Origin of the sequence: Mitsuaria sp. PDC51 (genome assembly GCF_900113225.1) — a bacterium.
GTDB lineage: Bacteria > Pseudomonadota > Gammaproteobacteria > Burkholderiales > Burkholderiaceae_C > Roseateles.
In genome coordinates this window covers 492,737-506,735 of the sequence record NZ_FOZE01000003.1, presented here as the reverse complement: position 1 = coordinate 506,735, position 13,999 = coordinate 492,737, and the positions used below count along the sequence as shown (strand labels likewise).

The 13,999-nt window shown below is 72.2% G+C and carries 6 protein-coding genes; 3 read left to right on the top strand and 3 right to left on the bottom strand.

Going from position 1 to position 13,999, the window contains the following annotated elements; genetic code table 11:
* The first annotated feature begins 6 nt into the window (after window positions 1–6).
* The 3 genes from BM393_RS22665 to BM393_RS22655 all read left to right on the top strand — a co-directional run bounded on the left by BM393_RS22665 (window position 7) and on the right by BM393_RS22655 (window position 10,665).
* Window positions 7–6,951 carry a C2 family cysteine protease gene (locus BM393_RS22665; RefSeq protein WP_091733276.1) on the top strand — a complete coding sequence of 2,315 codons (6,945 nt, stop codon included), beginning with the start codon at window positions 7–9 and terminating at the stop codon, window positions 6,949–6,951.
* Between the two features lie 88 nt (window positions 6,952–7,039).
* On the top strand, window positions 7,040–9,325 hold the full coding sequence (locus tag BM393_RS22660; protein WP_254783573.1) for a type I secretion system permease/ATPase: 2,286 nt from the start codon (window positions 7,040–7,042) through the stop codon (window positions 9,323–9,325).
* Window positions 9,322–10,665, top strand: a complete 1,344-nt coding sequence (locus tag BM393_RS22655; RefSeq protein ID WP_091733272.1) for an HlyD family type I secretion periplasmic adaptor subunit — start codon at window positions 9,322–9,324, stop codon at window positions 10,663–10,665. Before BM393_RS22660 ends, BM393_RS22655 begins: the two co-directional genes overlap by 4 nt.
* 36 nt (window positions 10,666–10,701) lie before the next feature.
* On the opposite strand, the gene BM393_RS22650 is transcribed toward BM393_RS22655, so the two are convergent.
* Genes BM393_RS22650 through BM393_RS22640 form a run of 3 tightly spaced genes read right to left on the bottom strand, consistent with a single transcriptional unit; the run spans window position 10,702 to window position 13,822 of the window.
* On the bottom strand, window positions 10,702–11,946 hold the full coding sequence (locus BM393_RS22650; protein WP_091733270.1) for a hybrid sensor histidine kinase/response regulator: 1,245 nt from the start codon (window positions 11,944–11,946) through the stop codon (window positions 10,702–10,704).
* The gene (locus BM393_RS22645) at window positions 11,943–12,368 is read right to left on the bottom strand and encodes a response regulator (RefSeq protein ID WP_091733268.1); all 426 of its coding nucleotides are present in this window, start codon (window positions 12,366–12,368) and stop codon (window positions 11,943–11,945) included. Before BM393_RS22645 ends, BM393_RS22650 begins: the two co-directional genes overlap by 4 nt.
* A gap of 5 nt (window positions 12,369–12,373) precedes the next feature.
* Window positions 12,374–13,822: a PAS domain S-box protein gene (locus tag BM393_RS22640; RefSeq protein ID WP_217648503.1), complete on the bottom strand. Its 1,449-nt coding sequence runs from the start codon at window positions 13,820–13,822 to the stop codon at window positions 12,374–12,376.
* Between the last annotated feature and the right edge of the window lie 177 nt (window positions 13,823–13,999).

Genomic DNA, 13,999 nt, shown 5'->3' with positions numbered 1-13,999 from the left:
CACACCATGACCACCCTGAATACCCTGACCAAAGCCCAGTTCACCGCCCTGACGGCCGCCCAGATCGCGGCGCTGGCGCCCGCCGACCTCGCCGGCCTGGACATCCCCCACTGCCAATGGCTGACCGGCACCCAGGTCGCCGCCTTCACCGGCGCCATGGTGTCCGCGATGAGCGCGGCCCAGTTGAGCGCCATCGCGCCCCTGAACTATCTGAAGGGCGCGGCGGTCCAGGGCATGACGGCCGACCAGGTGCGGGGCCTGAGCCCCGCCCAGGTCGGCAAGCTGATCAACATCCACTGGCTGGGCGACAGGGCCGCCGCGGCGCTGTCGCCGGAGCAGGTCGCCGCGATCGGCATCGACGGCAAGTACCTGTCGGCGCGCTGGCTCAACGCGCTGTCGCCGCAGGCCTTCGCCGCCATCACGCCGGCCAAGGTCGCGCAATTCACCAGCGCCGCGCTGGCCGGGCTGAGCGCCTTCCGCGTCTCGGAGCTGAGCGCCGACGCGGTGGCCGCCCTGAGCGTCGAGCAACTCCTCTCGATCACGTCGCTGGGCAGCCTGGACGCCGGCGTCGCCGGCTTGTCCGCCAGCGCCGTCCGGGCGCTGAGCCCGGAACTCATCAGCGGCATGGGCCTGGATGCCCTGCGTCCCGACGCGGTTGCCGCGCTGTCCGTCGCGCAGGTGGCGGCCATCGACGAGGGCCGCTGGAGCGACTTCTCCGCCGACTGGATCAACGCGCTGTCGACGGACGCCTTCGCCGCCGTGCCGGCCGCCGGCCTCGCGCAGCTGGACACCTCGGCCCTGAGCGGCCTGAGCGCCACCCGCGTCGCGCAGCTGAGCGCCGACGCCATCGCCGCGATGAGCGTCCAGCAGATCGTCGCCATCACCGCCCTGGGCGCGCTGGACGCGGGCGCGGCCGGCCTGTCCGCCGACGCCATCCGGGCACTGGCCCCGGACGTCATCGGCGGCCTGGCCGGGATCACCGAGCTGCGCCCGGGCGCGATCGGCGCGTTGTCGATCGCGCAGGTCGCTGCGCTGGACAACGAGCGATGGGGCGAGCTCCCCGCTGAATGGATCAACGCCTTGTCGCGCGAGGTCGTGGGCGGCCTGACGACGGCGCAGATCGCCTCGATCCCGGCCGACGTCGTGCCGGGCCTGAGCACCGCGGTCGTGTCCGCGATGAGCGCGGCCCAGCTGGCCGCCATTCCGTCGCCGTCGCTGCTGTCGCCCGAGGCGGCGGCCATCCGCACTGCGGCGCTGGCGCCCACGGACTGGAGCAAGGTGAACTCGGACTGGCTCAACGCGCTGGCGCCCTCCGATCTCGCGCGCATCGCGCCGGTCGACTTCGGCAAGCTGAGCTCGACGGCCGTCCTGGGACTCCAGCCGGCCTCGATCGCGGCCCTGACCGCCGACCAGGTCCGCACCATCAACTTCAGTTGGGGGGCGATGTCCGTCGCCTGGATGCAGGCGCTGTCGCCGAGCGCCCTGGCGGTGCTCCCGCCGGACAACATCAAGCAGTTCAACAAGGCGGTGGCGCCGGCGCTGTCGCTGGAGGCCCTGCGGGCGCTCGCGCCCCAGCAGCTTGCCGTTCTGCCAGGCCTCTACACGCTGCCCGCCGCGTCCGTCGCCGTCCTGAGCGCGACCCAGGTCGCCGGCATCACGACCCTGAGCGGCGTCACCAAGGCCTGGCTGGACGCGCTGTCGCCCGGCGTGATCGGCGCCCTGCAACCCGGCGCGCTGGCCACACTGCCCACCGCCGTCGTTCCGACGCTGACCGCCGCGACGCTGTCCGGCTTCTCCAGCGATCAACTGGCGGCGATCAACCGTCCCGATCTGCTGAACGCGACGGCCGCCGAGGTGCGCAACGCCGCCCTGGGCAACTTCGCTTCGACCAACTGGGCCCAGGCCACCGCCGCCTGGCTCAATGGCCTGTCGCCCGCCGAGCTCGCGCAGCTCCCCGCCGGCGGCCTGGCGCTGATGCCGAGCGCCCAGATGGCCGCGCTGCTGCCCGAGACGATCGCCGCCATGTCGCCCGCCCAGGTCGCGGCGCTCACCCGTCCGGACCTGCTGTCCGCCGAAGCCGCCGCCGCGCTGGCACCGGCGCAGGTCGCCGCCCTGCGCAACGGCTGGGCCACCGCGAGCGCCGCCTGGATCAACGCCCTGTCGCCGGCCGCCATCGCGGCAATCGCGCCGGGCGCGGTCACCCAGTGGTCCAACTCGGCCCAGCTCGGCCTGAGCGCGACCACCGTGGGCGCGATGACGCCGGCGCAACTGGCCGCGATCTCCAACTACGGCGCGCTCTCGGCCAGTGCCATCGCCGCCATCACGCCCGAGGCGCTGAAAGCCCTCAGTCCGATGGCCATCTCCCGCCTGACCCGCGCCGACTGCCTGAGCATCGAGGCGGTCCGGGAGCTGTCCGCCGAGCAGGCTCGCAACCTGTCCGGCGGGCTGTCCACCGTGAGCGCCGACTGGGTGAACGCGCTGCGTCCTGACGCCCTCGCGGCGATGCCGGCGCCGTTGCTGGCCTCGATCTCGCGCCGGGCCGTCGCCGGTCTGAGCCCAGCCACCATCGCCTGCCTGAGGCCGGACCAGATCGTCGGCATTCCCTCACTGGCGCTGCTGAGCGCCGACGCCGTCGCCGCCCTGAGCGCCGCCCAGGTCGCCGCGCTGTGCCCGCGCCTGGGCGAGGTCTACGCCGACTGGCTGGACAACCTGTCCCATGACGCGCTGCCGGGTCTGGATGCGGCCGCCATCTCGCGCCTGTCGGCCCGGGTGCTGAACGGGCTGGACGCCGACACGCTGCAGTCGCTGTCGACGCGCCAGCTCGCCGCGATCAGCCAGCCCTCCGCCCTCGCGCCGAGCGCGCTTGCCAACCTGTCGAGCGCGCAGATCGCCGCCCTGCCGCTGGACGCCGCCCGCATCGATGCCGCCTGGCTGAACGCCTGCCCGGCCTCGGTCGTCGCGCTGCTGCCGGCGACGCTGGTCGGCCAGCTCCCGGACGCCACGCTGCGCGGCCTGAGCGCCACCACGCTGGCGTCGATGACGCCCGCCCAGCTGGCCGCGCTGCCGCATCCGGAACTGCTGGCCGCAACCGTCGTCGCCAGCCTGACCTCGACTCAGCTGAGCAGCCTGCGCATCGACTGGACCCGTGTCGACGCGGCCTGGATCAATGCGCTGTCCGGCGAGGCGAAAGCCGCGCTGCCCGCCGCGGCGATCGGCGCGCTGAACGCGACCACGGTGGCCGGCCTGTCGGTCGCCACCATCCTCGCGATGAGCCCGCAGCAGTTGGCATCGCTCGCGACGCCCGACGCGCTGAGCGCCGACGCCGCCTCGGTGCGTGGCCTGCTGCTGGCGACGCCGGACTGGTCGACGGTCAGCGCCGCGACCTTCAACGCGCTGGGCCAGGCGGCGATCGCGATCCTGCCGGCCTCGGCCATCGCGCAACTGCCGAGCGCCACGGTCCAGGGACTGAACGCCGCGACCCTCGCCGCGATGAGCGCCACGCAGCTCTCCGTGCTGCCCACGCCCGAGCAACTGGCGCCGAGCGCGCTCGCCGGCCTGAGCGCCGCGCAAGTCGCCGCGCTGCCCATCGCCTGGAACAACGTGACGGCCGACTGGCTCAACGCGCTGCCCGCGAGCGCCATCGCGGCGATCCCCACCGCCTCGATCGGCAAGCTGTCCACCACCATCGCGCCCGCGCTGGGCGCCGACGCGGTCCGCGCGATGACCCCGGCTCAGGTCGCGACCCTGCCCGCGCTCAACAGCCTGTCGCTCACCGCCGTCGCCGCGCTGACTCCGGCGCAGACGGCCGGCCTGACGGTCCGGATGAACGCCTACAGCGCCGACTGGATCAACGCCCTGTCGCCCACCGCGATCTCGGCACTGCCGCCATCCATCATCGAGCCGCTGTCGCCCACCGAGGTCGCCCGGCTGTCGCCCGCGTCCGCCGCCGCGCTCACGCCCGGACAGATCAAGGTGATGGACGACGTCTCCCGCTTGTCGCAGGCCGCGGTCGCCGCGCTGACGCCGATCCAGACGCCGTGGTTCATGCCTTCGGAATGGAGCACGCTGAAATTCGACGCGCTGTCGCCGGCCGCGCTGGCCGCGATTCCGCCGAGCATCATCGCGGGCCTGTCCACCTCCATGGCCCCGCGGCTGACCGCGGCGGTGGTGGGCCGCATGACGCTGGCCCAGATCGCGTCCCTGCCGGCCATCGGCACGCTGCCCGCCGCCGCCACCGCGGCGCTGACGCCGGCCCAGGCGGGCGCGCTGCTCAACCTGGCCAGCGTCACGCCGGCCTGGTTGACGGCCCTGTCGCCCACAGCCTTCGTGGCGCTGTCCCCGGTGGCCCTGGCCACGCTGCCCGCGACGGCCGTCGCGGGTCTGAGCCCGGCACTGGTCTCGGCGATGAATGCTGATCAGCTGATGAGCCTGCCCTTCACCGAGCGGCTGTCGTCCGACGCCTCGGCCGCGCGCACCGCGCTGCTGGGCCAGGCGGCCACGATCAACGGCGCCGCGTTCACCGCGGACCAGCTCAACGCGATGTCGGCCGAGTCGCTGGCCGCGTTGCCGGCCGGCGCCTTCGCGCTCGTACCGCCGACGGTGATCCAGGCGCTGCTGCCGGCCACGGTGGCGGCGATGACGCCGGCCCAGGTCGCGGCGCTGCGCAACCCCGAGATGCTCTCGACGGCCGCCGTCGCCGTGCTGAGCGCCGACCAGGTCAGCGGCATCCGCGCCGGCTGGAACGCCGTCGGCGCGGCCTGGCTGAACGCCTTGTCGCCAGCCGCCGCGGCTGCGCTGCCCGCGATGGGTCTGGCCCGGCTGTCGACCGGCGCCGTGGCGGGCCTGAGCGCCGCCACCGTCAGCGCGCTGAACGCCGACCAGATCGCCGCCATCGCGAACCTGCCGTCGCTGGCGGCCGGCACGACCGGCCTGACCGCGGACACCATCCGCGGCCTGGCGCCCGCGCAGATCGCACGCATCGCCAACCTGCAGGTCCTGACCGACGCGGCGGTCCACGCCCTCTCGCCCGACCAGGTGCGCGCGATCAGCTCCAGCTTCTCCTACATGTGGGGCGCCTGGTTCAACGCGCTGACGCCGGAAGCCCTGGCGGCGGTGCCGGCGGCCGGCATCAAGGCGATGTACACCGGCTCCGTTCCGCAGCTGTCGGCCGCCTGCATCGGTGCGCTGACGCTGGAGCAGTTCGCCGCGCTCGACACCAACCGTCTGTCGGCCGCCGGCGCCAGCGGCCTGCGTCCGGACATGATCCGCACGCTGTCGCCGGCCCGCATCGCGACACTGCCGGGGCTGGAGGCGCTGTCCCCGGCCGCGGTGGCGGCCCTGTCGGCCGACCAGGTCGGCGCCATCCAGGCCGGCGCGTGGAACAAGCTCAATCCGGGCTGGCTGGGCGCCTTGTCCACCGACGCCTGGGGCTCGGTGCCCACCACCGCCTTCGGTCGGTTCACCGCCGCGACGATGCGCAGCCTGACCGCCGCGTCGGTCTCGGGCTGGACCGCCGAGCAGTTCGCCGCCGTGGCCAACGTCGGCTGGATTCCCGAAGCCGCCGCCAGCGCCATCCGGCCCGAGCAGCTGAGCCGCGTCACCGACTTCGACACGGTCAGCGCCCGCTGGCTCAACGCGCTGTCGGTGGAGGCCTTCGCCGCCATCCCGGCCGACGGCGTCAACCAGATGTCGCTGGCCGCGCTGCAAGGCCTGGACGCGACCCGTCGCGGGATCGCGATGGGCAAAGCCGACAAGACCCACGCCGGCTACCTCGCCGCCGCCTCGCGCGACGCGGGCATCAGCTACGACTCGGTGCTGGCGATGCTCACCGGCATGCAGTCGGGCATCGGCGCGGACGGCCTCTCGGTCGACCAGTTCGCCGCCATCAACGGCATGCTGTCCGGCGCCAAGGCGGTCAACGGCGGCCAGACCTACGTCTCGTCGCTGCTGACCAGCATGATCGGCAAGGACGGCCTGGCGGCCGGCATGAGCGCGGACGCGTTCACCGCCTCGGTCAACAAGTGGTTCCTGGGCACCAACAACCCGAAGGCGGCTTCCTACGTGGATCTGTCGGATTCGGTGTTGTTCAAGGGCGCCACCGGCCAGGCGGCGCTCAGCGTGGCCCAGGGGGGATACGGCAACTGCTGGCTGATCTCCTCCGTCGAAGAGCTGGCCGCGGTGGCTCCTGACCGCCTGTCCGGCCTGATCAGCGCGAACGGCAACGGCACCTTCGCCGTCAAGTTCTACAGCGGCGGCGCCGACAACCCCTTCTTCATCACGGTGGATGGCGTCGCCTCGTCCCAGGGCGCCAGCGTCGCCGGGGGAAGCTGGGTGCGCTTGCTGGAGGACGCGTATGTGGAGGCCATGGCCAGCGGCTACTTCGTCGCCAACGGCCACGCCCAGATCGAGAACGACTACAGCATCGGCATGGGTGGGAACTACGGCCGGATCGCCCAGCGCTCGCTCACCGGCGGCGTGAACAAGATCTACGGCTCCGGCATCGATGCCCGTGAGGCGGTCGTTGCGGCCCTGGAGGACGGCTCCGGCCTGGTCACCCACGGCTCATGGCGCAGCGCCACGGACGAGAACGGCAAGACGACGCTGGTCGGCGGGCACGCCTTCTCGATCATTGGCGTGAACGAGACCAACGGGAAATACATCTTCCGCAATCCGTGGAGCTCCAGCATGGTGTTCGAGATGTCGGCCCAGGAGCTGGACGCCCTGCCGGGCAGCTGCAACTTCTCGGTCACCGAGATGGGCGACGAGTACGGCAGCCAGGCGCTGCGCGACATGACCGCCGCCGGCGCGACGGCGATGGCACAGGCGCTCACCGACACGGCCGCGCTGGTGCAGGCGATGGCCGGGTTCGCGCAGGCCTCGGGGGCGATGACGACCGCCTCGCCGGAAGACCGACCCCAGACCGCCGCACCGCTGCTGGCGACGTCTCGATGACCGGTTGCCGCTGAGGCCTCGCTGAGGTCATCGCACGACCACCGGGCGGCTCCGGCCGCCCGGCCCCCCTTTCACCAGGACTCTCATCATGGACACCCTCCTCGACGCTGCCGTCGTCGCCCCGCCATCGACCCGGCGCATGCCCGGGTCGCCCCAGGCGTCCGACACCGTATCCAGCCCCCCCTGCGCGGCGCCATCCGCCGCCGCGTCGGTCGCCGGCGCCTCGTCCGGCGCCGCCCCGGACCCCGCCCTCGCCTGCCTGCTCTCCATCGCCGCCCTGCACGGCCTGCCCGCCGACGAGGCGCAGCTGCGCCACCAGTTCGGCGGCGAGGCCTTCGACGACCAGACGCTGCAGTTGGCCGCCGGCCACCTCGGCCTGAAGGCCAAGCTGCTGCGCCAGCCCGCGGAGCGGCTGGACAAGGCGCCGCTGCCGGCCATCGGCCGCGACCGCGAGGGCCGCTGTTTCCTCCTGGCCCAATGCCGCCAGTCCCCCGACGGCGGCCGCCAGGTGCTGATCCAGTACCCCGGCCAGGCGCCGCGCGTGCTGGGCATCGACGAGTTCGTCGCGCTGTGGACCGGCACCCTGATGCTGTTCACCAGCAAGGCCAGCTTCGCCGGCGAGATGGCCAAGTTCGACTTCACCTGGTTCATCCCCGCCATCGTCCGCTACCGCCGCATCCTGGGCGAGGTGCTGCTCATCTCGCTCTTCATCCAGCTGATCGGCCTGGTGACGCCGATGTTCTTCCAGGTCGTGATGGACAAGGTGCTCGTCAACCATGTGATGAGCACCCTCAACGTCGTGGCCGTCGGCCTGATCTGCGCCACCGTCTTCGAAGTGGTGCTCACCGGCATCCGCTCCTGGGTCTTCTCGCACACCAGCAACAAGCTGGACGTCGAGCTCGGAGCGCGCCTGTTCCGCCACCTCGTGGCGCTGCCGCTGTCCTACTTCCACGCGCGCCGCGTCGGCGACTCGGTCGCCCGCATCCGTCAGCTGGAGAACATCCGCTCCTTCCTCACCGGCAATGCGCTGACGCTGGTGCTGGACCTGCTGTTCTCGGTCGTCTTCTTCGGCGTGATGCTCTGGTACAGCCCGGCGCTGACGCTGATCGTGGCGCTCTCCATCCCGCTCTACCTCATCGTGTCGGTGGTCCTGACGCCGGTGCTGCGCGCGCGGCTGGACACCAAGTTCAACAAGGGCGCGGAGAACCAGTCCTTCCTGGTCGAGACCATCAGCGGCATCGACACGGTCAAGGCCATGGCGGTCGAGCCGCGCTGGATCCAGAAGTGGGAGAAGCAGCTCGCCGGCTACGTCACCGCCGGCCAGTCGGTCACCAACATCGCCACCGTCGCCAACGCCGGCATCACGCTGATCAGCAAGCTGGTCACCGCCGCCATCATGTGGCTGGGCGCGCTGCTGGTGATCGACCAGAAGCTGAGCGTGGGCGAGCTGGTCGCCTTCAACATGCTGGCCGGCCAGGTCTCCAGTCCCATCCTGCGCCTGGCGCAGCTGTGGAACGACTTCCAGCAGGTCGGCATCTCGGTGGCGCGGCTGGGCGACGTGCTCAACGCCCGCCCCGAGGTCGCCGGCCAGAAGACCCGCCTGCCGCGCCTGTCCGGCGCGATCGAGTTCGACAACGTCGCCTTCCGCTACCGCCCCGACGCCTCCGACGTGCTGCGCGGCGTGAAGCTGCGCATCGAGCCGGGCCAGGTCATCGGCATCGTGGGCCGCTCCGGTTCCGGCAAGAGCACGCTGACGCGGCTGGTCCAGCGCCTGTACGTGCCCAACCGCGGCCGCGTGCTGATCGACGGCCAGGACATCGCCGTCATCGACACCGCCTCGCTGCGCCAGCAGGTCGGCGTGGTGCTGCAGGACAACGTGCTGTTCAACCGCTCCATCCGCGACAACATCGCGCTGGCCGATCCCACCCTGTCCATCGAGGCCGTCATCCAGGCCGCGAAGCTGGCCGGCGCGCACGACTTCATCTGCGAGCTCGCCGACGGCTACGACACCATCGTCGGCGAGAGCGGCACGGGCCTGTCCGGCGGCCAGCGCCAGCGCATCGCGATCGCGCGCGCGCTGGTCGGCGATCCGCGCATCCTGATCTTCGACGAGGCCACCAGCGCGCTGGACTACGAGTCCGAGAAGGTCATCCAGGACAACATGCGCTCGATCTGCCAGGGGCGGACGGTGCTGATCATCGCCCACCGCCTCTCGGCGGTCCGCGACGCGCATCGCATCGTGGTCATGGAGCGCGGCGAGGTGGCCGAGTCCGGCACCCACGACGAACTGCTCGCCAACCCCGACGGCATCTACACCCACCTGAACTCGCTGCAGCAGACGCTGCGGGACACCTCCCGGGAGACGCAATCATGAGCCTGCGACACCGATTCCAAGCCGCGGCCGAGCTGCTCGGCCGCTACGCCCAGGTCACCGGGCACGCCTGGCGGCTGCAGTCCGCCCAGGGCACGCCCGACCTGAAGGCCCACGAGGCCGAGTTCCTGCCCGCCGCGCTGGCGCTGCAGGCCAGCCCGGTCTCGCCGGCCGGCCGCTGGGTCGCGCGCGGCCTGGTGCTGATGATCCTGGTCACGCTGGCCTGGGCCACCTTCAGCCATGTCGATGTGGTCTCGGTCGGCCAGGGCAAGATCGCCGTCACCGGCGAGACCAAGACCATCTCCTCCACCCAGGTCGCCTCAGTGCGCGCCATCCACGTGGTCGAGAACCAGCGCGTGCGCGCCGGCCAGCTGCTCATCGAGCTCGACGGACGCGAGGCCGGCAGCGAGTTCGACAAGGCCGACGGCGAGCGCCAGACCGCCACCGTGCAGGTGGCCGTCCAGCGCGCGCTGATCGATGCGCTGGGCACCGGGCGCGCGCCGCGGCTCCCGCCGCTGGAGGACATCACGCCCGAGCGACGCCGCGACGGCGAGCTCTTCCTGGCCGACGCCTGGAGCGAGTACACCGCCCGGAGCGACCGCCTGGCCCGTGAGATCGCGCGCTACGCCGCCTCGCTGCCGCTGGCCCAGGACCGCGAGCGGGACTACGAGGCGCTGGCCGCCACGCGCGACGTCTCGCGCGACGCGTGGATGCAGCGCAAGACCGCGCGGCTGGAGCTGGAGGGCCAGATCGCCCTGGCCCGCGCCCAGCAGGCCGAGCTGCGCGCCAGCCTGCGCAAGACGGCCCAGGACCATCTGGCCGAATCGCAGCGCATCGCGCAGGCAGCGGCGCAGGACGTGACCCGCGCCAGCGCCCATCGCGCGCTGCTGCAGCTGCGCTCGCCGGTGGACGGGACGGTGCACCAGCTGACGGTGCACACCGAGGGCGCGGCGGTGCCTGCCGCGCAGGCGCTGATGCAGATCGTGCCCGCCAGCGACCGCATGCAGTTCGAGGCCTTCATCGAAAACCGCGACGCCGGCTTCGTCCATGCGGGCGACACGGTCGCGGTGAAGATCGACGCCTTCGACTACACCCGCTACGGCACCGTGCCGGGCCGCGTGCTGCACGTCTCTCGCGACGCCGTCCATGACGACAAGCGCGGACTGCTCTTCGCGGTCACCGTGGAGCTGGCCCGCAACCAGGTCATGGTGGAAGGCAAGCCGGTCCCGATCAGCGCCGGCATGTCGGGCTCGGTGGACATCCGCACCGGCCGCCGCCGCGTCATCGAGTACGTGCTGTCCCCGCTGGTCCAGCACCGCGAGGAGAGCCTGCGAGAGCGCTGAGCGCTGAGCGCCGGGCACCGACCCGCGTCGCGCTGGTCAACGCGCTTCGGCGGGCCCGGCCGGCGGCGACGCCTCGCCGGGCGTCTCGGGGTCGGGCAGCTCCGCGAAGAAGGTGGAGCCCCGCCCGACCTCGCTGTTCGCGCCGACGCGGCCGCCCTGGGCCTCGACGATGCGCTTGGTCAGCGCCAGGCCCAGCCCCGTGCCGGGGTACTGGCGGCGGGCCGTCGAGGGCAGCTGCGTGAACTCGGTGAACAGCCGGGCCAGGTCCTCCTCGGCGATGCCCGGCCCGGTGTCCTCCACCTCGACCCGGAAGCGCTGGTCGCCGCAAGGCGCCGCCCGCACCGTCAGGTGTCCGCCCTCGGGCGTGAACTTCCAGGCGTTGGACAGGTAGTTGTAGAGCACCTGCCGCAGCCGCAGCGTGTCGGTCCAGACCAGGCCCAGCTGATCGTCGATCTCGATGTCCACCGCCAGCGGCTTGTCGGCGAAGCTGCCGGTCACCACGTCCACCACCTCGCGCGCCACCTCGGCGACGTTGGTCCGGTCGGGATGCAGCTCCAGGCCGACCGCCTCCAGCCGCGCCAGGTCCAGGATGTCGTTGATCAGGTCCAGCAGATGCCGGCCGCTGGACAGGATGTGGCCCGCGTAGTTGCGCACCCGCTCCGCCGGCAACGTCGACGCACCGTCCGCCATCAGCTGCGAGAAGCCGATCACCGCGTTCAGCGGCGTGCGCAGCTCGTGCGACATGTTGGCCAGCAGCCGTCCCTTGTGGCGGCTGATCTCCAGGATGCGCTTGTTCTCCAGTTCCAGCTCCGCGCTGCGCAGGCGCAGGGCCTGGGCCCGCATGCGCACGCGCGCCTCGCGGCTGCGGGCCTCGGCATAGTCGATCGCGCGCACCAGCGTGCGCGACCGCACGTCCTGCTTGGACAGGTAGTCCTGCGCGCCGGCCGTCATGCAGGACATCGCCAGCGCGTCGTCCTCCATGCCGGTGAGCACGACGATCGGCGTGTCGCGCGCCTGCGCGCGCACCGCGCTGACGCACTCGATGCCGGCGGCATCGGGCAGGTGCAGGTCCAGCAGCACGGCCGCGACGCGGTGCCGCTCCAGCAGCGCCACCGCCTCGGACAGCCGCGTCGCCCGCATCACCGGGCGCGGCGCCGCGGGCGTGGCCTCGGCCAGCAGGTCGGTGATCAGGTCGGCGTCGCCGTCGTTGTCCTCCACCAGCAGGATGGGCAGCGGCGCGCGGCGCGGCTCCCGGCCCAGGTCGTCGGGCAGCGCGCTCATGGCAGCTTCACCACGGTGAACCAGAAGCCCTCGATCGCCTGCACGATGGACTGGAAGGCCACCAGCCCCACCGGCTTGGTGACGTAGCAGTTGGCGCCCAGCTGGTAGCTCTTGACGATGTCGTGCTCGGCGTCGGAGGAGGTCAGCACCACCACGGGAATCTCCTTGAGCTCGGGCTCGGCCTTGATCCGCGCCAGCACCTCGCGCCCGCTCAGCTTGGGCAGGTTGAGGTCCAGCAGGATGAGGTCGGGCCGCTCGGCCGCTTCATACGGCGGCTCGCGCAGCAGCCGCGACAGCGCCTGCGCGCCGTCCACCGCGACCGCGATGTCCAGGCGCAGCCGGCTGTGCTCCAGCGTCTCGGCCACCAGGTCGGCGTCGCCGGGGTTGTCCTCGATGAGCAGGATGTTCAGCGGTTGGCTCATGGGGCTCAGGCTCCTTCGGCGCGCGCCGCCAGCAGGGTGAAGGACACGGTACTGCCCTGGCCCGGCGCGGAGTCGATCCAGATCGTGCCGCCGTGGCGCTCGACGATGCGCTTGGCGATGGCCAGGCCGATGCCGCTGCCCTCGTAGCGCCCCAGCTCGTGCAGCCGCTGGAACATCTGGAACACGCGCTGCGCGTACTGCATGTCGATGCCGATGCCGTTGTCGCTGACCTGGAACAGCCAGCGCTGCCCCTGCGGCCGCGCCGTGATCCGCACCCGCGGGGGCGCCTCCGACCGGAACTTGATCGCGTTGCTGATGAGGTTCTGCAGCAGCTGATGCAACTGGCCCTCGTCGGCCGACACGCGCGGCAGCGGGTCGCTCTCGACGAGGCCGCCCGATTCGCGCAGCAGGCGCTGCAGCGCATGCGTCACCGCCTGCAGCACCTGGTCCGCCTCCACCGGCACCAGCGGCTTGCCCTGCGAGCCCACCCGCGAGTACGCCAGCAGGTCCGCCACCAGGCGCTGCATGCGGCGCGCGCCGTCGGAGGCATAACGGATGTACTTGTCGGCGCGGTCGTCGATCTGCCCGGCATAGCGCTGCGCCAGCAGCTCGGTGTAGTTGGCCACCATGCGCAGCGGCTCCTGCAGGTCGTGCGAGGCCACGTAGGCGAACTGCTCCAGCTCGGCATTGCTGCGCCGCAGCTCGTCCTCGCTGCGGCGGCGCTCGGTGATGTCGATGATGGAGGCGACGACGTAATGCCCATCGGGCGCGTCGATCGGCGTCAGGCCGATCTCCACCGGCATCTCCGACCCGTCCTTGCGCAGCCCGAAGAGCTCGCGGCCCGCGCCCATGGGCCGCGCCTCGGGCCGGCTGGAGAAGGACGCCACGTGGCCCGGATGCCCGGCCCGGTAGCGCTCGGGGACCAGCATCTCGATCGGCTGCCCGAGGAATTCCGCCCGCGCGTAGCCGAACATCTCCTCGGCCCGCCGGTTGACCAGCCGGATGCGGCGCGCCGCGTCGATCATGATCATCGCGCTGGGCGAGGCCTCCACCACCAGCTCGAAGCGCTCCTGGGCGCGCTTGCGCTCGGTGATGTCGATGATGGCGGCCAGCGTGCACAGGCCCTCGGCGGTGTCGATGGGGCTCAGGCCGATCTCGATCGGCACTTCCTCGCCGTTCTTGCGCCGGCCGAAGAGGTCGCGGCCCGCGCCCATGGCGCGCGTCTCGGGCCGCGTGAAGAAATCGTCCACCTGGCGGGGATGGCCCTCACGGAAACGCGTCGGTATCAGCGTCTCGACCGTCGCGCCCAGCAGGTCCTCGCGCGCGTAGCCGAAGAGTTCCTCGGCCTTGCGGTTGACCAGCCGGATCCGGCGCTCCCGGTCCACCAGGACGATGGCGTTCGGGATCGCCTCGACGATCGACCGGAACCGGTCGTCGGCGGGGTTGTCTGACACGGTGCCCTCCCTGGGCGTGCGTCTTGCGCACAAGTTGTGCGCGCAGGTGTATCACGGGCCCGGGGGACCCGCCAAGGGGGTGCCCGTCCCCAGGAGGGGGCGATGGGGCGCGACGTCGGTCCCGGCGGGGGCACCGCTTACACTGGCGACCCCCCATGCGCCACAAGCGCCTGCGGG

Bases quoted from the DNA above. Each gene is read 5' to 3' on its own strand.
- BM393_RS22660 (WP_254783573.1), top strand. From the start codon at position 7,040: ATGGACACCCTCCTCGACGCTGCCGTCGTCGCCCCGCCATCGACCCGG.
- BM393_RS22650 (WP_091733270.1), bottom strand. From the start codon at position 11,946: ATGAGCGCGCTGCCCGACGACCTGGGCCGGGAGCCGCGCCGCGCGCCG.
- BM393_RS22655 (WP_091733272.1), top strand. From the start codon at position 9,322: ATGAGCCTGCGACACCGATTCCAAGCCGCGGCCGAGCTGCTCGGCCGC.
- BM393_RS22665 (WP_091733276.1), top strand. From the start codon at position 7: ATGACCACCCTGAATACCCTGACCAAAGCCCAGTTCACCGCCCTGACG.
- BM393_RS22645 (WP_091733268.1), bottom strand. From the start codon at position 12,368: ATGAGCCAACCGCTGAACATCCTGCTCATCGAGGACAACCCCGGCGAC.